This is a genomic window from Nocardioides bruguierae (assembly GCF_023554635.1).
Taxonomy (GTDB): Bacteria; Actinomycetota; Actinomycetes; order Propionibacteriales; family Nocardioidaceae; genus Nocardioides; species Nocardioides bruguierae.
Genome location: NZ_JAMJPH010000029.1, coordinates 32,930 through 48,558 on the forward strand (window position 1 = coordinate 32,930; position 15,629 = coordinate 48,558).

At 75.2% G+C, this 15,629-nt stretch carries 16 protein-coding genes; 7 read left to right on the top strand and 9 right to left on the bottom strand.

Going from position 1 to position 15,629, the window contains the following annotated elements; genetic code table 11:
* Position 1: 1 nt before the first annotated feature.
* Complete coding sequence (locus tag M8316_RS16545; RefSeq protein ID WP_250056391.1) at positions 2-367, bottom strand: DUF6504 family protein; 366 nt, start codon at positions 365-367, stop codon at positions 2-4.
* A 156-nt stretch (positions 368-523) separates the two neighbouring features.
* Positions 524-1,018 carry a hypothetical protein gene (locus M8316_RS16550; protein WP_250056393.1) on the bottom strand — a complete coding sequence of 165 codons (495 nt, stop codon included), beginning with the start codon at positions 1,016-1,018 and terminating at the stop codon, positions 524-526.
* Positions 1,019-1,099: 81 nt separating this feature from the next.
* Between M8316_RS16550 and M8316_RS16555 the strand changes: the two genes are divergently transcribed.
* From M8316_RS16555 to M8316_RS16565, 3 genes are read left to right on the top strand one after another with little or no spacing between them, the layout of a single operon-like run.
* The gene (locus tag M8316_RS16555) at positions 1,100-1,648 is read left to right on the top strand and encodes a YbaK/EbsC family protein (RefSeq protein WP_250056395.1); all 549 of its coding nucleotides are present in this window, start codon (positions 1,100-1,102) and stop codon (positions 1,646-1,648) included.
* Positions 1,645-2,115, top strand: a complete 471-nt coding sequence (locus M8316_RS16560) for an MOSC domain-containing protein (protein ID WP_250056398.1) — start codon at positions 1,645-1,647, stop codon at positions 2,113-2,115. Before M8316_RS16555 ends, M8316_RS16560 begins: the two co-directional genes overlap by 4 nt.
* Before the next feature lie 54 nt (positions 2,116-2,169).
* Positions 2,170-3,507 (top strand): phytoene desaturase family protein, encoded by a 1,338-nt coding sequence (locus M8316_RS16565; RefSeq protein ID WP_250056400.1) that lies wholly within the window; start codon positions 2,170-2,172, stop codon positions 3,505-3,507.
* Positions 3,508-3,591: 84 nt separating this feature from the next.
* Here M8316_RS16565 and metF read toward each other — a convergent pair whose 3' ends face one another.
* Entirely contained in the window at positions 3,592-4,485 is an 894-nt protein-coding gene (gene metF / locus M8316_RS16570) for a methylenetetrahydrofolate reductase [NAD(P)H] (RefSeq protein WP_250056403.1), read from the bottom strand.
* A gap of 87 nt (positions 4,486-4,572) precedes the next feature.
* Between metF and M8316_RS16575 the strand changes: the two genes are divergently transcribed.
* Positions 4,573-5,730 (top strand): polyprenyl synthetase family protein, encoded by a 1,158-nt coding sequence (locus M8316_RS16575; RefSeq protein ID WP_250056405.1) that lies wholly within the window; start codon positions 4,573-4,575, stop codon positions 5,728-5,730.
* A gap of 22 nt (positions 5,731-5,752) precedes the next feature.
* Here the strand turns inward: M8316_RS16575 and M8316_RS16580 are convergent, their stop codons facing one another.
* Positions 5,753-6,232, bottom strand: a complete 480-nt coding sequence (locus M8316_RS16580; protein WP_250056408.1) for a ribonuclease domain-containing protein — start codon at positions 6,230-6,232, stop codon at positions 5,753-5,755.
* A gap of 22 nt (positions 6,233-6,254) precedes the next feature.
* Entirely contained in the window at positions 6,255-6,632 is a 378-nt protein-coding gene (locus M8316_RS16585) for an Rv2175c family DNA-binding protein (protein ID WP_250056409.1), read from the bottom strand.
* 172 nt (positions 6,633-6,804) lie between these two features.
* On the opposite strand from M8316_RS16585, the gene M8316_RS16590 reads away from it, so the two are divergent.
* Positions 6,805-8,868 carry a Stk1 family PASTA domain-containing Ser/Thr kinase gene (locus M8316_RS16590; RefSeq protein ID WP_250056410.1) on the top strand — a complete coding sequence of 688 codons (2,064 nt, stop codon included), beginning with the start codon at positions 6,805-6,807 and terminating at the stop codon, positions 8,866-8,868.
* Between the two features lie 82 nt (positions 8,869-8,950).
* On the opposite strand, the gene M8316_RS16595 is transcribed toward M8316_RS16590, so the two are convergent.
* Positions 8,951-10,258, bottom strand: coding sequence for an MFS transporter (locus M8316_RS16595; RefSeq protein WP_250056411.1), 1,308 nt, complete (start codon positions 10,256-10,258; stop codon positions 8,951-8,953).
* A gap of 185 nt (positions 10,259-10,443) precedes the next feature.
* On the opposite strand from M8316_RS16595, the gene M8316_RS16600 reads away from it, so the two are divergent.
* Entirely contained in the window at positions 10,444-10,647 is a 204-nt protein-coding gene (locus M8316_RS16600) for a hypothetical protein (RefSeq protein WP_250056412.1), read from the top strand.
* Positions 10,648-10,720: 73 nt separating this feature from the next.
* Positions 10,721-11,881: an FIST signal transduction protein gene (locus tag M8316_RS16605; RefSeq protein WP_250056413.1), complete on the top strand. Its 1,161-nt coding sequence runs from the start codon at positions 10,721-10,723 to the stop codon at positions 11,879-11,881.
* Between the two features lie 151 nt (positions 11,882-12,032).
* On the opposite strand, the gene M8316_RS16610 is transcribed toward M8316_RS16605, so the two are convergent.
* The 3 genes from M8316_RS16610 to M8316_RS16620 form a co-directional block, all read right to left on the bottom strand.
* The gene (locus tag M8316_RS16610; RefSeq protein ID WP_250056414.1) at positions 12,033-12,947 is read right to left on the bottom strand and encodes a deoxyribonuclease IV; all 915 of its coding nucleotides are present in this window, start codon (positions 12,945-12,947) and stop codon (positions 12,033-12,035) included.
* A 49-nt stretch (positions 12,948-12,996) separates the two neighbouring features.
* Positions 12,997-13,989, bottom strand: a complete 993-nt coding sequence (locus tag M8316_RS16615; protein WP_250056415.1) for a threonine aldolase family protein — start codon at positions 13,987-13,989, stop codon at positions 12,997-12,999.
* Between the two features lie 240 nt (positions 13,990-14,229).
* Positions 14,230-15,624: a class II 3-deoxy-7-phosphoheptulonate synthase gene (locus M8316_RS16620; RefSeq protein WP_372490610.1), complete on the bottom strand. Its 1,395-nt coding sequence runs from the start codon at positions 15,622-15,624 to the stop codon at positions 14,230-14,232.
* Positions 15,625-15,629: the final 5 nt, after the last annotated feature.

Consider the following 15,629-nt stretch of genomic DNA (forward strand, 5'->3'; position numbering starts at 1 on the left):
CTCAGTCCGCGCAGCCGACGAGCTGCCAGCGGCCGTCGGCGGTGTCGAAGGACAGCTCGACCACGCCGCCGCCGGTCACCGCGCCGCGGCCGACCTCGACGCGCCAGCACTCCCGCTCGACCAGCAGCCGCTCCAGCACGGAGCCCTCCGGAGTCTGCGCCGCCGCGGAGGGCGTCGGCTCGTCGGTGCCGCGCAGCGCGTCCGCCTCGCCGCTGCCCCACCAGGCGGTCGTCTCGATCCACCGGGCCAGCACGGCGCGCACCCGCCACAGTCGGCCGCGCCACAGCAGCTGGGCCGGGCCGTCCTCACCGGGCCACCCGGGCACCTCGCCGCGTCGGACCTCCACGTCCTCCTCGTACCGCCTCATGCGCACACCTCGTTCCCCGACCCTGCCATCGTTCGAACGGCCGTTCGAACTAGGAAGGACGATAGAGGGGACCTCCGACAGCGACAACCGCCTCCCCCCGAGGACGGGGAGAGGCGGTCGTGGGCGGACGGTGCGGCCGCTCGGAGCGGGCGTGCGTCAGGAGTGCACGTAGCGGCGCGTGTCGTGCAGGAAGCGCGAGGACGGCGGGGTCCAGGCCGCCACGAGGATGCCGGCGATCACCACGAGCCCGGCCACGCCCAGCGCGACGAAGGTGGCCGGCGGGGCCACGCGGATCGCGGCGCCGGTGCCGACGGCGACCAGCAGCAGCACGGCGGTGAGCGCGTACCGCGCCCACGGGTTGCCCTCGAAGAAGAGCAGCGTGAGCACGCCGAGCAGCAGCACCAGCACGATGAACAGCACCAGGGTCACCGGGAAGAACTGCGGCACCGCGATGGGCTGCTCGTCGATCAGGTAGTCCAGGCCGGCGGTCTGCACGATCTCGCGGGCCTCGCGGTGCCCCTCGGCCCAGCTGAGCACCAGGTTCCGGTTCAGCACCCGCACGAGGACGACGGCGAGCAGACCCAGCAGGGTCAGCAGGCCGAAGAGCATCAGGGTCAGTCGCACGGTCGCCGGCCGACGGGGTGCCTCCACGGATGGTCCTTCCTCTCGCCGGCGGCGCCCACCCGGGCAGCCAGGACGTCCGGCACTGCCCCTGACTCTAGGGTCAGGTCCATGAGCACGCAGAACTCCGACGGCTCCCCCACCCGGCAGCCCACCGAGGAGCACCCGGGCATCGCCCGCTTCCGCGCGGCCCACGCCGAGCGCGGGGGCGCCGGGGAGGTCGTCGTCCTGCCCGAGGGCGTGCACACCGCCGCGCTGGCCGCCGAGGCGCTGGGCTGCGAGGTCGGGGCGATCGCCAACAGCCTCCTGTTCGAGGTGCCGGAAGAGAGGGACGGCGACGAGGGGGACGCCGGCGGCCGACCCGTCCTCGTGCTGACCTCCGGCGCCCACCGGGTCGACGTGGCGGCCACGGCGGCGCGCCTCGGGGTGCCGCGGCTGAAGCGGGCGAGCCCCGCGTTCGTCCGCGAGCACACCGGCCAGGTGATCGGCGGGGTCTCCCCGCTCGGGCACCCCGCCCCGGTCCCCACCTACCTGGACCCGTGGCTCGAGCGGCACCCGGTCGTCTGGGCCGCGGCCGGTCACCCCGCCGCGGTGTTCTCCACCACCTTCGCCGAGCTCGTGGCGCTGACCGGCGCCCCGGTCGTGGACGTCGAGGCGTGAGCGACCTCCCGGTCGTCACCGCGCTGCACCTGGCCCCGCGGCACCACGCGCCGACCGAGCAGGTCGACGAGATCGTGGTCGAGGCCGGCCGCGGTGTCGTCGGCGACCGCTACCACGGCAGCCGGCACCGGCACGTGAGCGTGCAGTCGGCACCGAGCCTCACCGAGGCCGCCGTCGTCCTCGGCGCACTGGTGGAGCCCGGCGCCACCCGGCGCACCGTCACCGTCTCGGACGGACGGGTGCCCACCGAGCCCGGGGCGCTGCTGCGCCTGGGCGACCCCGCGCGCCCCGACGAGCAGGTCGTGCTCGAGGTCGTGCGGGTCGCGGCACCCTGCGCGCTCATGGAGACCAGCGTCGGCCCGGGCGCCAAGGCGGCGCTGCGCCGACGGGCGGGCTCGGTGCTGCGGGCGCTGACCTCGGGCACCGTGCGCGTCGGCGACCCGGTCGAGGGGCTGCTCGGCGACTGACCCGGCCGCTGCCCCTACCCTTCCCCCCGTGAGCCGGACGGTGGGGAACGCGCAGTGAGCAGGGTCGTCGTGGTCGGCGCCGGGCTCGCAGGGCTCGCCGCGGCGCTGCGGTGCGCGAAGCAGGGCCACGAGGTGGTGCTGCTCGAGCGCGGCACCACCCTCGGCGGGGCCCTCGGCACGGTCGCGGCCGACGGCTTCACCTGGGACGCGGGGCCCGACCGGACCCTCCTGCCCGCCGTCGTCCGCGACCTCTTCCGCAAGACGGGGCGGCCGCTGGAGCGCGAGCTGGACCTGGTGCCGCTGGAGGTCCACCGCGAGCACCGCTTCCCCGACGGCACCGCCGTGCGGCTCGAGGCCGGCAGGGCAGCGGCGATCCGCGCCGTGGAGACGCTGGGTGCCGGCCTGGGCCGCGCCTGGGCCGAGCACGTCGGCTCGTACGCGGGCACGTGGGAGGCCCTGCGGCCGACGTTCGAGCACCCGGTGCCCGACGCGGGCCCGGGCGAGGAGGCGGCGCGCCTGCTGCGCTCGCGGGCCTCGCTGGCCCGGTCGCTGCGCCGGGCGCTGCCCGACGCCCGCCTGCGGGCCGTGGCCGCGTACCCGTTCGTCGCCGACGGCCACGACCCGCGCGAGGTGCCGGCCTGGGCCGGCCTCGTCACCTACCTGGAGCAGACCTTCGGCACCTGGACCCTGCCCGGCGGCCTGGCCCTGCTGGGCGAGCACCTGGCCGCGCGGCTGCCGCTGCGCGGCGTCGACGTGCGCACCGGGGTGCGCGTCACCGACCTGCGGGTCGAGCCGGGGCGCCGGACCGTGCGCGGGGTGGTCACCGACGCCGGTGACGTCGACGCCGACGTCGTCCTGCTCGCCACCGACCCCCGCACCCTGCCGGCCGTCGCGGCCCTGATGCCGGGGCTGCGCCGCACCCTGCCCGCCCTGCCCCCGCGCGTGGTGCACCTCGGCCTGGAGGGCAGCGAGACCCTCGACGCCGAGACCGTGCTGCACCCGGTGCACGAGGGACGACGCGGACGCCCCGGCGACCCGCTGCTCGTCGTGCGGCCGGGCGGGACCGCGCCGACCGGCCGCACCGCCTGGACGGTGCACGCGCGGGGCACCCTCCTCGAGGACGTGCCCACGGCCCTGGCCCGGCACGGCCTCGACGTCCGCGACCGGGTGGTGACCACGCTCGACCGCAGCCCCACCGACCTGGTCAGCGCCTGGCACGGCACCCCGCTCGGGGTCCGCTGGGCCGGCCCGCGCACCCTCGCGCAGCGGGCCGACGTCCGCACGGGGGTCGACGGGCTGCACGTGGTCGGCGCCCACGCCGCCGCGCTGCCCGGTCTCCCGTTCGCCGGGCTCACCGCGGCCGTGGCCGCCGAGCTGGTCGGCAAGGCCTGAGACCGACGGCCTCGGAGGTCTCGGCGTGCGCTCGCAGGCTCGCTGCTCGACCACCGGTGGGCCACCGGCGACCACCGGGGAGGCTCAGGCCCGGGTGACGTCCAGCTTCTCGAAGATCTCGCGCGTCGCGCGGGACCGGTTCAGCGTGTAGAAGTGCAGGCCGGGCGCCCCGGCGTCGAGCAGGTCCTGGCACAGCTCGGCCGCGATCGCGATGCCCTCGGCGCGCATCGAGACGGGGTCGCCCTCGTGGGCGGCGATCCGGGCCACCACGTCCTCGGGGACCTCGGTGCCGATCAGCTCGCCCTGGCGGCGGACCGCCGCGAGGTTGAGGATCGGCATGATGCCCGGCAGCACCGGCAGGTCGACGCCTCGCTCGCGCACCCGCTCGACGAGGTCGACGTAGTCGGCGGCGCGGAAGAACATCTGGGTGACGGCGAACTCGGCACCGGCGCGCGCCTTGAGCGCGAGGACGTCGGCGTCGTGGTCCAGCGACGGCGAGGAGGGGTGGGTCTCGGGGAACGCGGCGACACCGATGCGGAACTCGCCCTTGGCCGCGGCCATCTCCACCAGCTCCGAGGCGTGGGTGAGGCCCCCGGGCGTCGGCGTCCACGCGGCCCGCGGCCCGTCCTCCGGGTCGCCGCGCAGCGCCATCACGTGGTGCACGCCGGCGGCGGCGTAGTCGTCGAGGATCTGCCCGAGCTCCTCGCGGGTGTGCCCCACGCAGGTCAGGTGGGCCATCGGCAGCAGCGTGGTCTCCTCGGCGATGCGCCGGGTGATGCGCAGCGTCCGGTCGCGCGAGGAGCCGCCGGCGCCGTAGGTCACCGAGACGAAGGTCGGCTGGTAGGCCTCCAGCTCGCGGACGGTCTGCCACAGCTGCGCCTCCCCCGCCTCGTCCTTGGGCGGGAAGAACTCGAACGAGAACGAGCGCCGGCCCTCACGGATGAGGTCGGTGAGTGCGCGTCCACGGCCGATCGTCATGCCCACGATTCTAGGGAGCGGCCCGGGGTTTCCCCGCTTCCCCGTCCACCTCCGGCGTCCGCCCGTGCACCGTCTACGGTTACCTGCGTGACCCCCGACGCCTCCCCCGACGTCCCGACCCCCGAGCAGGCCGACGAGCAGGCCGACGCCAGGCCGTGGGACGCCGCCGCGTTCCGCGCACGGGTGCAGGCCGCGCTCGAGCAGTTCCTCGACACCCAGGCCGAGCGCCTCGCGCCGCTGGGGCCCGACGCCGACCGGCTGGTCGCCGAGGCCCGCGCCGTCGTCTCGGGCGGCAAGCGGTTCCGTGCCGCCTTCTGCTGGTGGGGCCACCAGGCCGTCGCGGGCGCGTTCGCGGAGGGAGACGCGGCGGGCCAGGCGGACGCCGCGCACGAGGACGCCCTGGTGCGCGCCTCGGCCGCGCTGGAGCTGCTGCACGCCAGCGCCCTCGTGCACGACGACCTCATGGACGCCTCCGACACCCGCCGCGGCCGCCCCGCGACCCACCGCGGCTTCGAGGCCGAGCACCGCGCCGACGCGTGGCGCGGCGACCCCGAGCAGTACGGCGCCGCGGCGGCCATCCTGCTGGGCGACCTGCTGCTGAGCTGGTCCGACGAGCTGCTGCGCACCTGCGGCCTGCCCACCGAGCGGGTCGCCGCCGCCCTGGCGGTGCTCGACGCCTGCCGCACCGAGGTGATCGCCGGGCAGTTCCTCGACGTCTCCGTGCAGGCCCGCGGCCGCGCCGACGTCGACGCCGCGATGACCGTCCTGCGCTACAAGTCCGCCAAGTACTCCATCGAGCGCCCGCTGCACGTGGGGGCGGCCCTGGCCGGGGCGGACGAGGCACAGGTGCATGCCCTCACCGGCTTCGGCCTGCCCCTGGGTGAGGCGTTCCAGCTGCGCGACGACCTGCTGGGCGTCTACGGCGACCCCGCCACCACCGGCAAGCCCGCCGGGGACGACCTGGTCGAGGGCAAGCGCACCGTGCTGGTCGCGCTGGCGCTCGACGCGGCCTCCGAGGAGGACGCCGCGCTGCTCGACCGCTCGCTGGGGCGGCCCCTGACCGACGAGCAGGTCGACCGGCTGCGCACGATCATCACCGGGGCCGGCGCCGCCGCCCAGGTGGAGGAGGTCATCACCGCGCTGGCCGACCGCGCGGTGGGCGTCCTGCACGACAGCGGCTTCGACCCGCGCGCCACCGCGGTGCTGACCGAGCTGGCCTCGGCGGCCACCCAGCGCGCCCTCTGAGCACGGGACGGCCGCGCGGGGCTCAGGGGCCGACGCGCAGGAAGGTCCAGCCCCCGTCGGCGGACCAGTACCACTCGCCGGCCTCGCCGCGCACCAGCTGCTCCGTGCCCGGCTCGACGTCGGCCTCGGTCACCGGGTAGAGCACGTAGTAGCCCTCGGCCTTGGCGGGGAGGAGCCCGGCGCCGTTGGAGAACGGCTCGCCGTCGACACCCGTGCTCGCCAGCGTCCCGTCGGTGTGCCGGGCCATCACGTCGAGGGCGGCGTCCGGCAGGTCCGTGGCGGCCACGTAGCGCAGCCCGGACTCCGGGTCGGTCTCGGCCAGCGCGCCGGTGGAGACCACCGCTCCCTGCTCGGCCCCGCCCGTGCCGGTGGGGGTGCCCGGCTCGCGCCCGGAGATCAGCCAGACACCGATGACGACCACCAGCACCAGCACGATCGCGAGCGCGCCCGAGGGCCCGCCCCGCTGGGGGCGGACGTTCTCGGGCTGGAGCCGGTAGACCATGTCTCGTGCGCGGTGCGGCGCCTCAGAAGGCCATGGCCTGCGCGCGCCGCTTGACCTCCGAGCCGCGGTTCTCGCGCAGCGCGTCGATCGGGCGACCGGGCAGGTCGGCGTCCAGGAAGATCCAGGCGATGCACTCGCGGTCGTCGTAGCCGTTGTCGTGCATCATCGTCAGCAGGCCGGGCAGGCCCTTGACGGGCTCCCCGGTCTCGGTGTCGATCAGCAGCGCGGGCACGCGCTGCCCGGCCTTGGGCCACGGCACGGCGCCGGCCAGCTGGTGTTCCTTGATCATGGTGCGGACCTTCGCGGGGGTCACGCCGAGGAGCTGGGCGGCCTCGGACCACTCCAGCCAGTCCTCGACGAGCACCGCGAGGTCGTGCTCGGCCAGGGGCGTCTCGCTCATGGGTCCATGCTCCCACGACCGGCACGTGCGTCCACCTCCCCGGAGCCCTCGCCAGGACGCGCGGCGGGACGCGCGCCCGGGGCGGGGGCGTCGTACGGCGTGCTTGCAGCGGCACGGAGCGCGCGGACCGTACGATTGCGGCTCACCCGAGCGAGGCGGAGAGGAGCCCGACGTGCCCGACCCGGGAGACCCCCTCCTCGGCCGCGTGCTCGACGGCCGCTACCGCGTCGACGTCGCCGTCGCGCGGGGTGGCATGGCCACCGTCTACGAGGCGCACGACCTGCGCCTGGACCGCACCGTGGCCGTCAAGGTCATGCACGTGGGTCTCGGCGACGACGGCGCCTTCGCCGCCCGCTTCGTCCGCGAGGCCCGGGCGGCCGCCCGGCTGTCCCACCCGAACGTCGTCGCCGTCCACGACCAGGGGGACGACGGCGGCACGCTGTTCCTCGCCATGGAGCTGGTGCGCGGGCACACCCTGCGCGAGGTGATCGGCAAGGAGGCGCCGATGGGCCCGGCCCGCGCCCTCGCGCTGCTGGAGCCGGTCGTCTCCGCGCTGGCCGCCGCGCACCGCGCGGGCGTCGTGCACCGCGACGTGAAGCCGGAGAACGTGCTCATCGCCGACGACGGCCGGATCAAGGTCGCCGACTTCGGCCTGGCGAAGGCCGTCGGCACCGACACCCAGCACACCGCGACCGGCGGCATCCTCATCGGCACCGTGTCCTACCTCGCGCCCGAGCTGGTCGCCGAGGGCGTCAGCGACGCCCGGGCGGACGTCTACGCCGCCGGCGTCCTGGCCTACGAGCTGCTGACCGGCCGCAAGCCGCACGAGGGCGAGACCCCCATCCAGGTGGCCTACAAGCACGTGAACTCCGACGTGCCCGCGCCCTCGGCGCTGGTGCCGGGCCTGCCGGACTTCGTCGACGCGTTCGTCGCCCGCGCCACGGCGCGCGACCGCTCGCAGCGGCCCGCCGACGCCGGCGTGCTGCTGCACCACCTGCACCGGGTGGCGCACGCGGTGGCCGAGGGCAGCCGCAGCGACCCCGAGCTCACCCAGGACCTGGCGCCGCTGCGCCTGGGCACCGTGCCCATCGCGCTGGCCGGCGCCGCCGCACCGGCACCCACCGAGCACCGCCTCGACGACTCCTCCCCCCAGGTGCTGGAGCCCGAGGAGCTCGACGACTTCGCGCGGGGCTACCCCGTGGACACCGGCGCGACCCACCGTGCCGAGCCGACGGAGGAGACCACCGTCGTCCCGTCCGTCCCGGCAGCGGCCGCCGCACCGGTGCCCGCCGTCCGCCCGGCCCCCGAGCCGCCCGCGGAGCAGCACGCCCCGGCCCGCGAGCCCCGGCGTCGTCGCCGTGGCCTGGTCCTGCTCGTGCTGGGCCTGGTGCTGGCCGTCGGCGTCGCCGCGGGGGCCTGGTGGTTCGGCTGGGCCCGCTACACGACCGTGCCGGCGGTGCTGGGCCAGACCCGGGCGAGCGCCGTGGCCGAGCTCGAGGACGCGGGGTTCGACGTCACCGTGGGCGACCCGGTGTTCAGCAACACGGTCGAGCAGGGTCGGGTGGTCTCGGCCGACCCCGGGGCCGGCCGGCGGCTGCTGCCGGGGGCGAGCATCGAGATCGTCGTCTCGCGCGGCGTCGAGGAGTACCCGGTGCCCGACGTGGTCGGCTCCGCCCTCCAGGCGGCCCGGGGAGCGGTGGCGGGCACCAGCCTCGCCGTCGGCGACGTCGTCCGCCGCTACTCCGAGACCGTCGCCGAGGGCGACGTCATCTCCACCGACCCGCGGGCCGGGGTCGTCCTGCGCCCCGGCGCGAGGGTCGACCTGGTGGTCAGCAAGGGCCGCCGCCCCATCCCCGTCGGCAGCTGGGTGGGCAAGGACGCCGAGGTCGCCACCGCGCGCCTGGAGAAGCGCGGCCTCGTGGTGGACGCCTCCACGGAGGTCCACGACGACACGGTGCCCGAGGGCGCGGTGGTCTCGCAGTCCCCCACCGACGGCACCCTCTACCGCGGCGAGACCGTCTCGCTCACCGTCTCGCTGGGCCCCCAGATGGTCGAGGTGCCCGGGGTGCGCGCCCAGGGCGTCGACGCCGCGACCGAGACCCTCGAGGCGGCCGGCTTCGTCGTCGAGGTCGAGCAGGTCTCCGACTACCTCGGCCTCGGCTTCGTCTACCGCACCGACCCGTCCGCGGGCACGATGCTGCCGGAGGGCAGCACGGTGACGATCTTCATCATCTGAGCGCCACGCCCGGGGCGCCGGGCGCGCTCCGGGATCACAGCCGGGCTCAGACCCGGGCTCAGACCCTGGCTCAGACCCTGGCTCAGACCCTGGCCGGCTCCGGGGCGACCCGGGCGAGGTGACGCTCGGCCGCGCGCGCGGCCGGGTGCAGCCCGACCGCGGCCACCACGACGAGCGCCAGCAGCACGCCCCAGCCCCACGTGCCCTGGCCCATGGTCAGCCACGTGAACGCGGCCGGCGCCCAGACGTTGCCGGCGGTGTAGCCCAGCTGGGCGACGCCCTGGTACTCGCCGCGACGCTCGGGGTCGGAGAGCTCGGCCTGCAGGCCCCACTGCCCGGCCGACTGCCACAGCTCGGAGCCGGTGATGGTCACGTGACCCAGCACGAGCAGGAGCACCGTGGCCCACCCGAGCGTCTCGTGCGTGGTGAGCAGCACCAGGAACGACAGCAGCAGGCAGGCGGCACCACGACGCTCGGAGCGCAGCGAGCTGGCGACGTCCGCCACCCCGCGCGAGGCGGCCACCTGCAGCGTCACGGCCATCACCGTGTTGAGGCCGAACAGCACGGCCACCAGCTCGCGCGGCGCGTCGGTCTCCTGGACGACCCAGACGGGCACGACGACGTTGAGCAGCACCTGGTGCGAGCCGAGGACGCCGTCGAGCACGCTGGTCAGCAGGAAGCCCCGGTTGGCCAGGGCGCGGCGCGGGTCCCGCGTGCGTCGCCACCAGGCACGGGCCTCGCCCTGCGTGGACGGCCGGGCGGCCGCCTCCCGGCCGGGCTCCCGCACGACGGGCAGGCGGGCGACCAGCACGGTGTTGACGAGCAGGACGGCGGCGGTGAGCAGCGGCAGCGCCTGGACGAGCGTGAGCCCGGGAGCGGCCAGCGCGAGGCCCGCCGCGAGCGCGCCGAGGCTGTAGCCGACGTTGCGCGCGGCGCGCATGTAGGCCAGCGACCGGACCCGGGTCTCGCGCGGGAAGACGGCGAACCGGTAGGCGTTGCGGCCCGACCGGGCCCAGCTCTCGGCCACCTCCAGGGCCACCGCGACGACCAGGAACGAGGCCAGCCCACCGGCCAGCGGCCAGGCGGCGAACACGAGCGCCTGGGCGAGGCTGCCGAGGATCCAGGTGCGGCGGGTGCCCACCCGGTCGGCGAGGCGCCCGAGCGGCACCGCGACCAGGAACGTCACCAGCCCGGCGACGGTGAGGCCGAGGCCGACCTCGGTGCCGGTGAGCCCCACGACGCGGATGAGGTAGACCGCCGAGCCCGCGAGGAACGTGCCCTCGGCGAACGCGGAGAGCACCGACTGGTAGCTCATCGCCCGCACCAGCGGGTCGTCGCTGAGCACCCGGTCCCGCAGTCGTACGGCCCAGCCCCGAGCGTCCGTGCTCATCGACACCTCTTTATCTCGACATCAAGTATCTCGATGTGAAGATATACCCGAGCGTCGGGGACCAGGGAATCCTGGACGGGGTCGGTCGGGCAACCGCATTCTGTCTTCACGCGGTCTTCACTCAGGCGCCTGGCGGGTCCGGCCGAGTGAGAGGGGTGACACCCGCCTCACCGTCGAGGAGAACCATGGCCGCCTCGAACCTCGAAGGCCTCTACCGCGAGCTCCAGTCCCAGTTCACCGGGCACGAGCTGATGCTGAGCCCGGTCTGCACCCGCGTGCTGCTGCGCACCGGCGTCAACCTCAAGGCGATCCGCCCCGACCAGGCCGCCGACGCCGCGCTGCTCGGCAGCGTCCGCGCCGTGCTGGCCGAGATGGGCTACGCCGCCTGACCAGCGGGCCTCCCCGTCCACGGGGGCGCGCCCGTCGGCGCCGCTCCCCCTCCCTTCCCCTCGAGGAGACCTCGTGACCCAGACCGTCCCGACCGCGCCCCGACCCCGCGTCAGCGGTGCCCGCGCGACCTCCGTGCACACCTCCGGCCCCGCGAGCGAGGTCGTCGCCACGCTGAGCGACCGCCTGGCCGCGCAGGCGCCTGCCGCCGTGTGGTTCTTCGCCTCCTCCGACCTCGAGGCCGCCGACCTCGCCGCACCGCTGGCCGCGGCCCTGCCCGGTGCCGTGGTGACCGGCTGCTCCACCGCCGGGGAGTTCACCGAGTCCGCCGGTGGCACCGGCGGGGTGTCCGCGTTCGCGCTGCCCGCAGCCCACGTCCTGCGTGCCGAGCCCGCGCTGGTCGACCTCGCGGCCGGCGTGCGCGAGGGCGTCGAGGCCGCCGTCGCCCGGCTGGAGACCGCCGTCGGGCCGCTGCGCGACCTCGACCCGACCCGGTGGGTGGGGGTCCTGCTGGTGGACGGCATGCACGGTGCCGAGGAGGCCGTGAGCGCCGCCCTGGGCAACGCCGCTCCCCTGCTGCACGTGGTCGGCGGCTCCGCCGGCGACGACCTGAAGTTCGAGTCCACCTGGGTCAGCGTCGGCGAGCAGGTCTCGACCCGGGGTGCCTCGTTGGTCCTGCTCGAGCTGGCCGTGCCCTTCGCCGTCGTCCGCACCGCCTCGTTCCGCGAGCTCGGGCGCAGCGTCACCGTCACCCGCGCCGACGCCGCCACCCGCACCGTGTGGGAGCTCGACGGCCGCCCGGCCGTCGAGGCCTACGCGGACGCCGTGGGCTGCGAGGTCGACGAGGTCGGCTCGGAGCAGTTCATGCGGCACCCGCTGGGGCTGATGATGGACGGCAAGCCGTTCGTCCGCAGCCCGCAGCAGGTCGTCGACGGAGGCGGCATCGTCTTCTACTGCGAGGTCCTCGAGGGGATGTCCGTCGAGGTCCTCGACGCCACGGACATCGTCAGCGAGACCCGGCTCGCGCTGGAGGCCACCCGGGCCGAGCTGGGCGGGGAGGTCTCCGGTGCGCTGCTGTTCAACTGCATCCTGCGGCGCCTGGACCTCGACGCCCAGCACGCGCACGAGTCCTTCCGCGACGTCTTCGCCGACATCCCCGCCGCGGGGTTCCACACCTACGGCGAGACCTGGATGGGCCACATGAACCAGACCCTCACCGGCCTCGTCCTCGGCTGAGGGCCCTGGGGGCTCGGAGCCCCGGGGACGTCTGCCCCTGAGACTTCTGCCCTGCGTCCCCGGGACGGTGCGCAGGTGCAGAGGACGAGACACGGCCCGACCGCGCGGAGCAGCGCGGTCGGGCCGTGACCATCTCCCGACGGGGTGGACCTCAGCCCAGCGCCCGCTCGCGCAGCTTCTTGAGCAGCTCGATGTCGCGGGTCTCCTCGCGGCTCCCCGGCGTCTCCAGCACGAACGGGACGCCGGCCAGCGCCGGGTGCCCGAAGAGCTCGGCGAACGCGTCCTCGCCGATGTGGCCCTCGCCGATCTTCTGGTGCCGGTCCTTGAACGCCCCGCGCACGTCCATCGAGTCGTTGGCGTGCACGAGCCGCAGGCGGTCCGGCCCGCCGATCTCGACGATCCGCTCGACCGTGGCCGCGGCGCCGCCCGCCTCGTCCAGCGGGGCGCCGGCGGCGAACACGTGGCAGGTATCCAGGCAGACGCCGGCCTTGGGGTGCATGTCCAGGGCTCCCAGGTAGTGCTCGAGGTCGTCGACGCCGGCGCACAGCGAGCGGCCCTGCCCGGCGGTGGGCTCCAGCAGCAGCCACGGGGCGTCGTCGCCCAGCGTCTCCAGCACCGGCAGCAGCCCCTCACGGACCTGACGCATCGCCGCGGCGAACCGCTCCTCGCTCGCGGCCGGGTCGGGGTCGACGAACGAGCCGGTGTGCACCACCACGCCCTCCGCGCCGATCTCGACCGCGCGGCGCAGGTTGTGGGCCACGACCGCGACGGACTTCTCGTAGGTCGCCGGCGTCGGGGACCCCAGGTTCACCAGGTAGGGCGTGTGGATGAACGAGCGCACGCCCAGCTCGGCCGTGCGCTCCTTGAACGCCGCGTCCTCCGCGGGCTTCCCCGCCGAGAGCGCCCAGCCACGGGGGTTGCCGACGAAGACCTGGAGCGTCTCCGCGCCCAGCGCCAGCGCGTCGACCAGCGCGCCGCTCGCCAGGCCCTTGCCGACCGTCACGTGGGTGCCGATCGGGTTGCGGAGGGTCTGCTCGCTGCTGTCCAGCCGCTGCGTGGTGCTCATGGGCGCAGTCTCCCCCGCGACCCCCGGCACCACCGAGTCGGCGGGAGCCTCAGAGCGAGGCGAGGACGCCGGCGGCCTTCTCGGCCTGGCCCCGGGAGACGTCCAGGTGGGTGACCGCGCGGACCGTGCGCGGGCCGACGGCGGAGATCCGCACCCCGGCCTCGGCGGCCCGGGCGACGAACGCGGGGGCGTCGGGACGCTGGGCGACCACGATGTTCGTGGGGCAGGTGGCCGGGTCGACGCCCAGCGCCTCCGCCAGCAGCCGGGCGTGCGCGTGGTCCTCGGCGAGCCGCTCGACGTGGTGGTCCAGCGCGTGCAGGCCGGCGGCGGCGAGGATGCCCACCTGGCGCATGCCGCCGCCCAGGCGCTTGCGCCGCACCCGGGCGGTCGCGACCGCGTCGGCCGTGCCGACCATGAGCGAGCCGACGGGCGCGCCCAGCCCCTTGGAGAGGCAGACCGCCAGCACGTCGGCGACCTCGCCGTACGCGCTCAGCGGTGTGCTGGTCGCGACGTGGGCGTTCCAGAGCCGGGCACCGTCGACGTGCACGGCCACGCCCGCCTCGTCCGCGAAGGACCGCAGACGGCGCAGGTCCTCGATGTCGGTGACGGTGCCGCCGGCGAAGTTGTGGGTGTTCTCGACCGAGATCGCGGCCGTCGCCACGAAGTAGGGGCCCATGTCGGGGGCGAGCATGTCGGCGATCTGCTCGTGGTCCGGGGCGCCGGACGGGTGGCGCCAGGTGCGCATCGTGACCCCGGTGACCGCGCCGTGCGCGCCGAGCTCCGCACGGGCGATGTGGGCGCTGGCCTCGCACAGCACCTCCTGGCCCGGCTCCACCACGGACGCCACGGCCAGGACGTTGGCCAGCGAGCCGGTGGGGGTGAAGACGGCCGCCTCCTTGCCGAACAGCGCCGCCACGCGCTCCTCGAGCGCGTTGACGGTGGGGTCCTCGCCGTAGACGTCGTCGCCCACCTCGGCCGCGGCCATGGCCGCGCGCATCGCCTCGGTGGGTCGGGTCAGGGTGTCGGAGCGCAGGTCGATCACTCCCGCATCCTCACACCGGGCCGGACGCGGCGACGCCCCGCCCCCTCGTGCGAGGGGACGGGGCGTCGGTGCGGACCCGGCGGTCTCGAGGCTCGGGCGTGGACGCCCTCACACCTCGACCACCGGTGGGCCTCGCTCAGGCCTGCTTGTGTGTCTCGAGACGCCGAGAGCGTCCCTCGCAGGCTCGGTCCGCGCTCGGCTCCTCGACCCTCCTCGAGGGTCAGCAGCCCTTCGCTGCGCTCAGGCCTGCTTGAGCATCTCCGCGACGAGGTAGGCCAGCTCGATGGACTGCACCCGGTTCAGGCGCGGGTCCACGACCGACTCGTAGCGGTGCGCGAGCCCCTGCTCGTCCAGCTCCTCGCCGCCGCCGATGCACTCGGTGACGTCGTCACCGGTCATCTCGACGAGGATGCCGCCGGGCCAGGTGCCCAGGCCGCGGTGCACGTCGAAGAAGCCCTGGACCTCGTCGATGACGTCGTCGAAGCGCCGCGTCTTGTAGCCGGTCGAGGAGGTGAAGGTGTTGCCGTGCATCGGGTCGCAGACCCAGGCCACCTGGACGCCCTCGGCGGTGACCTTCTCGACCAGGCCGGGCAGCCCGTCGCGCACCTTGTCGGCGCCGAAGCGGGTGATGAAGGTGAGACGGCCGGGCTCGTTCTGCGGGTTCAGCTTCGCGGCCAGGGCGAGCGCGTCGTCGGCCGTGGCGGTCGGGCCGAGCTTGCAGCCGATCGGGTTGCGCAGGTGCCGGAAGTACTCCACGTGGGCACCGTCGAGGTCGCGGGTGCGCTCGCCGATCCACACGAAGTGCCCGGAGACGTTGTAGCTGCCCTGGGTGCGCGAGTCGACGCGCGTCATCGCGTGCTCGTACTCCATCAGCAGCGCCTCGTGGCTGGAGTAGAAGTCGACCCGGCGCAGCTCGTCGGGGTCGGCGCCGATGGCCTCCATGAACGCCAGCGCCTTGTCGATGTCGTGGGCCGTGGCCTCGTAGCGCTGACCGGCCGGCGAGGACTTCACGAAATCGGTGTTCCAGGTGTGCACCTGGCGCAGGTCGGCGTAGCCGCCGGTCACGAAAGCGCGGACCAGGTTCAGGGTCGCCGCGGAGGCGTTGTAGACGTCCAGCAGCCGCTGCGGGTCGGGGATGCGGGACTCGGGGGTGAAGTCGAAGCCGTTGACGGCGTCGCCGCGGTAGGCGGGCAGGGTGATGTCCTGGCCGTCGACCGTGCGGGTCTCCATGTCGGAGGAGCGCGGCTTGGCGTACTGGCCGGCCAGCCGGCCGAGCTTCACGACCGGCACGGAGCCGGCGTAGGTGAGCACGACGGCCATCTGGAGCAGCGTGCGCAGCTTGTTGCGCACGTTGTCGGCGGTCACGCCGTCGAAGGTCTCCGCGCAGTCCCCGCCCTGGAGCAGAAAGGCCTCGCCGCGGGTCACCGCGGCCATCTTGGCGGTGAGCTCGTCGCACTCACCGGCAAAGACCAGCGGCGGCATCGTGCGCAGGCGCGCGACGGCGCTGCTCAGCGCCTCCGCGTCCGGGTACGTGGGCTGCTGCTTGGCGCCCATGGCGTGCAGGGCGTCGAGGGTGGGGATCGTCACCCGGCCAGGGTACGCGCGGGTAGCCGGGCCCCGGTCATCGTGACGCATGCCGG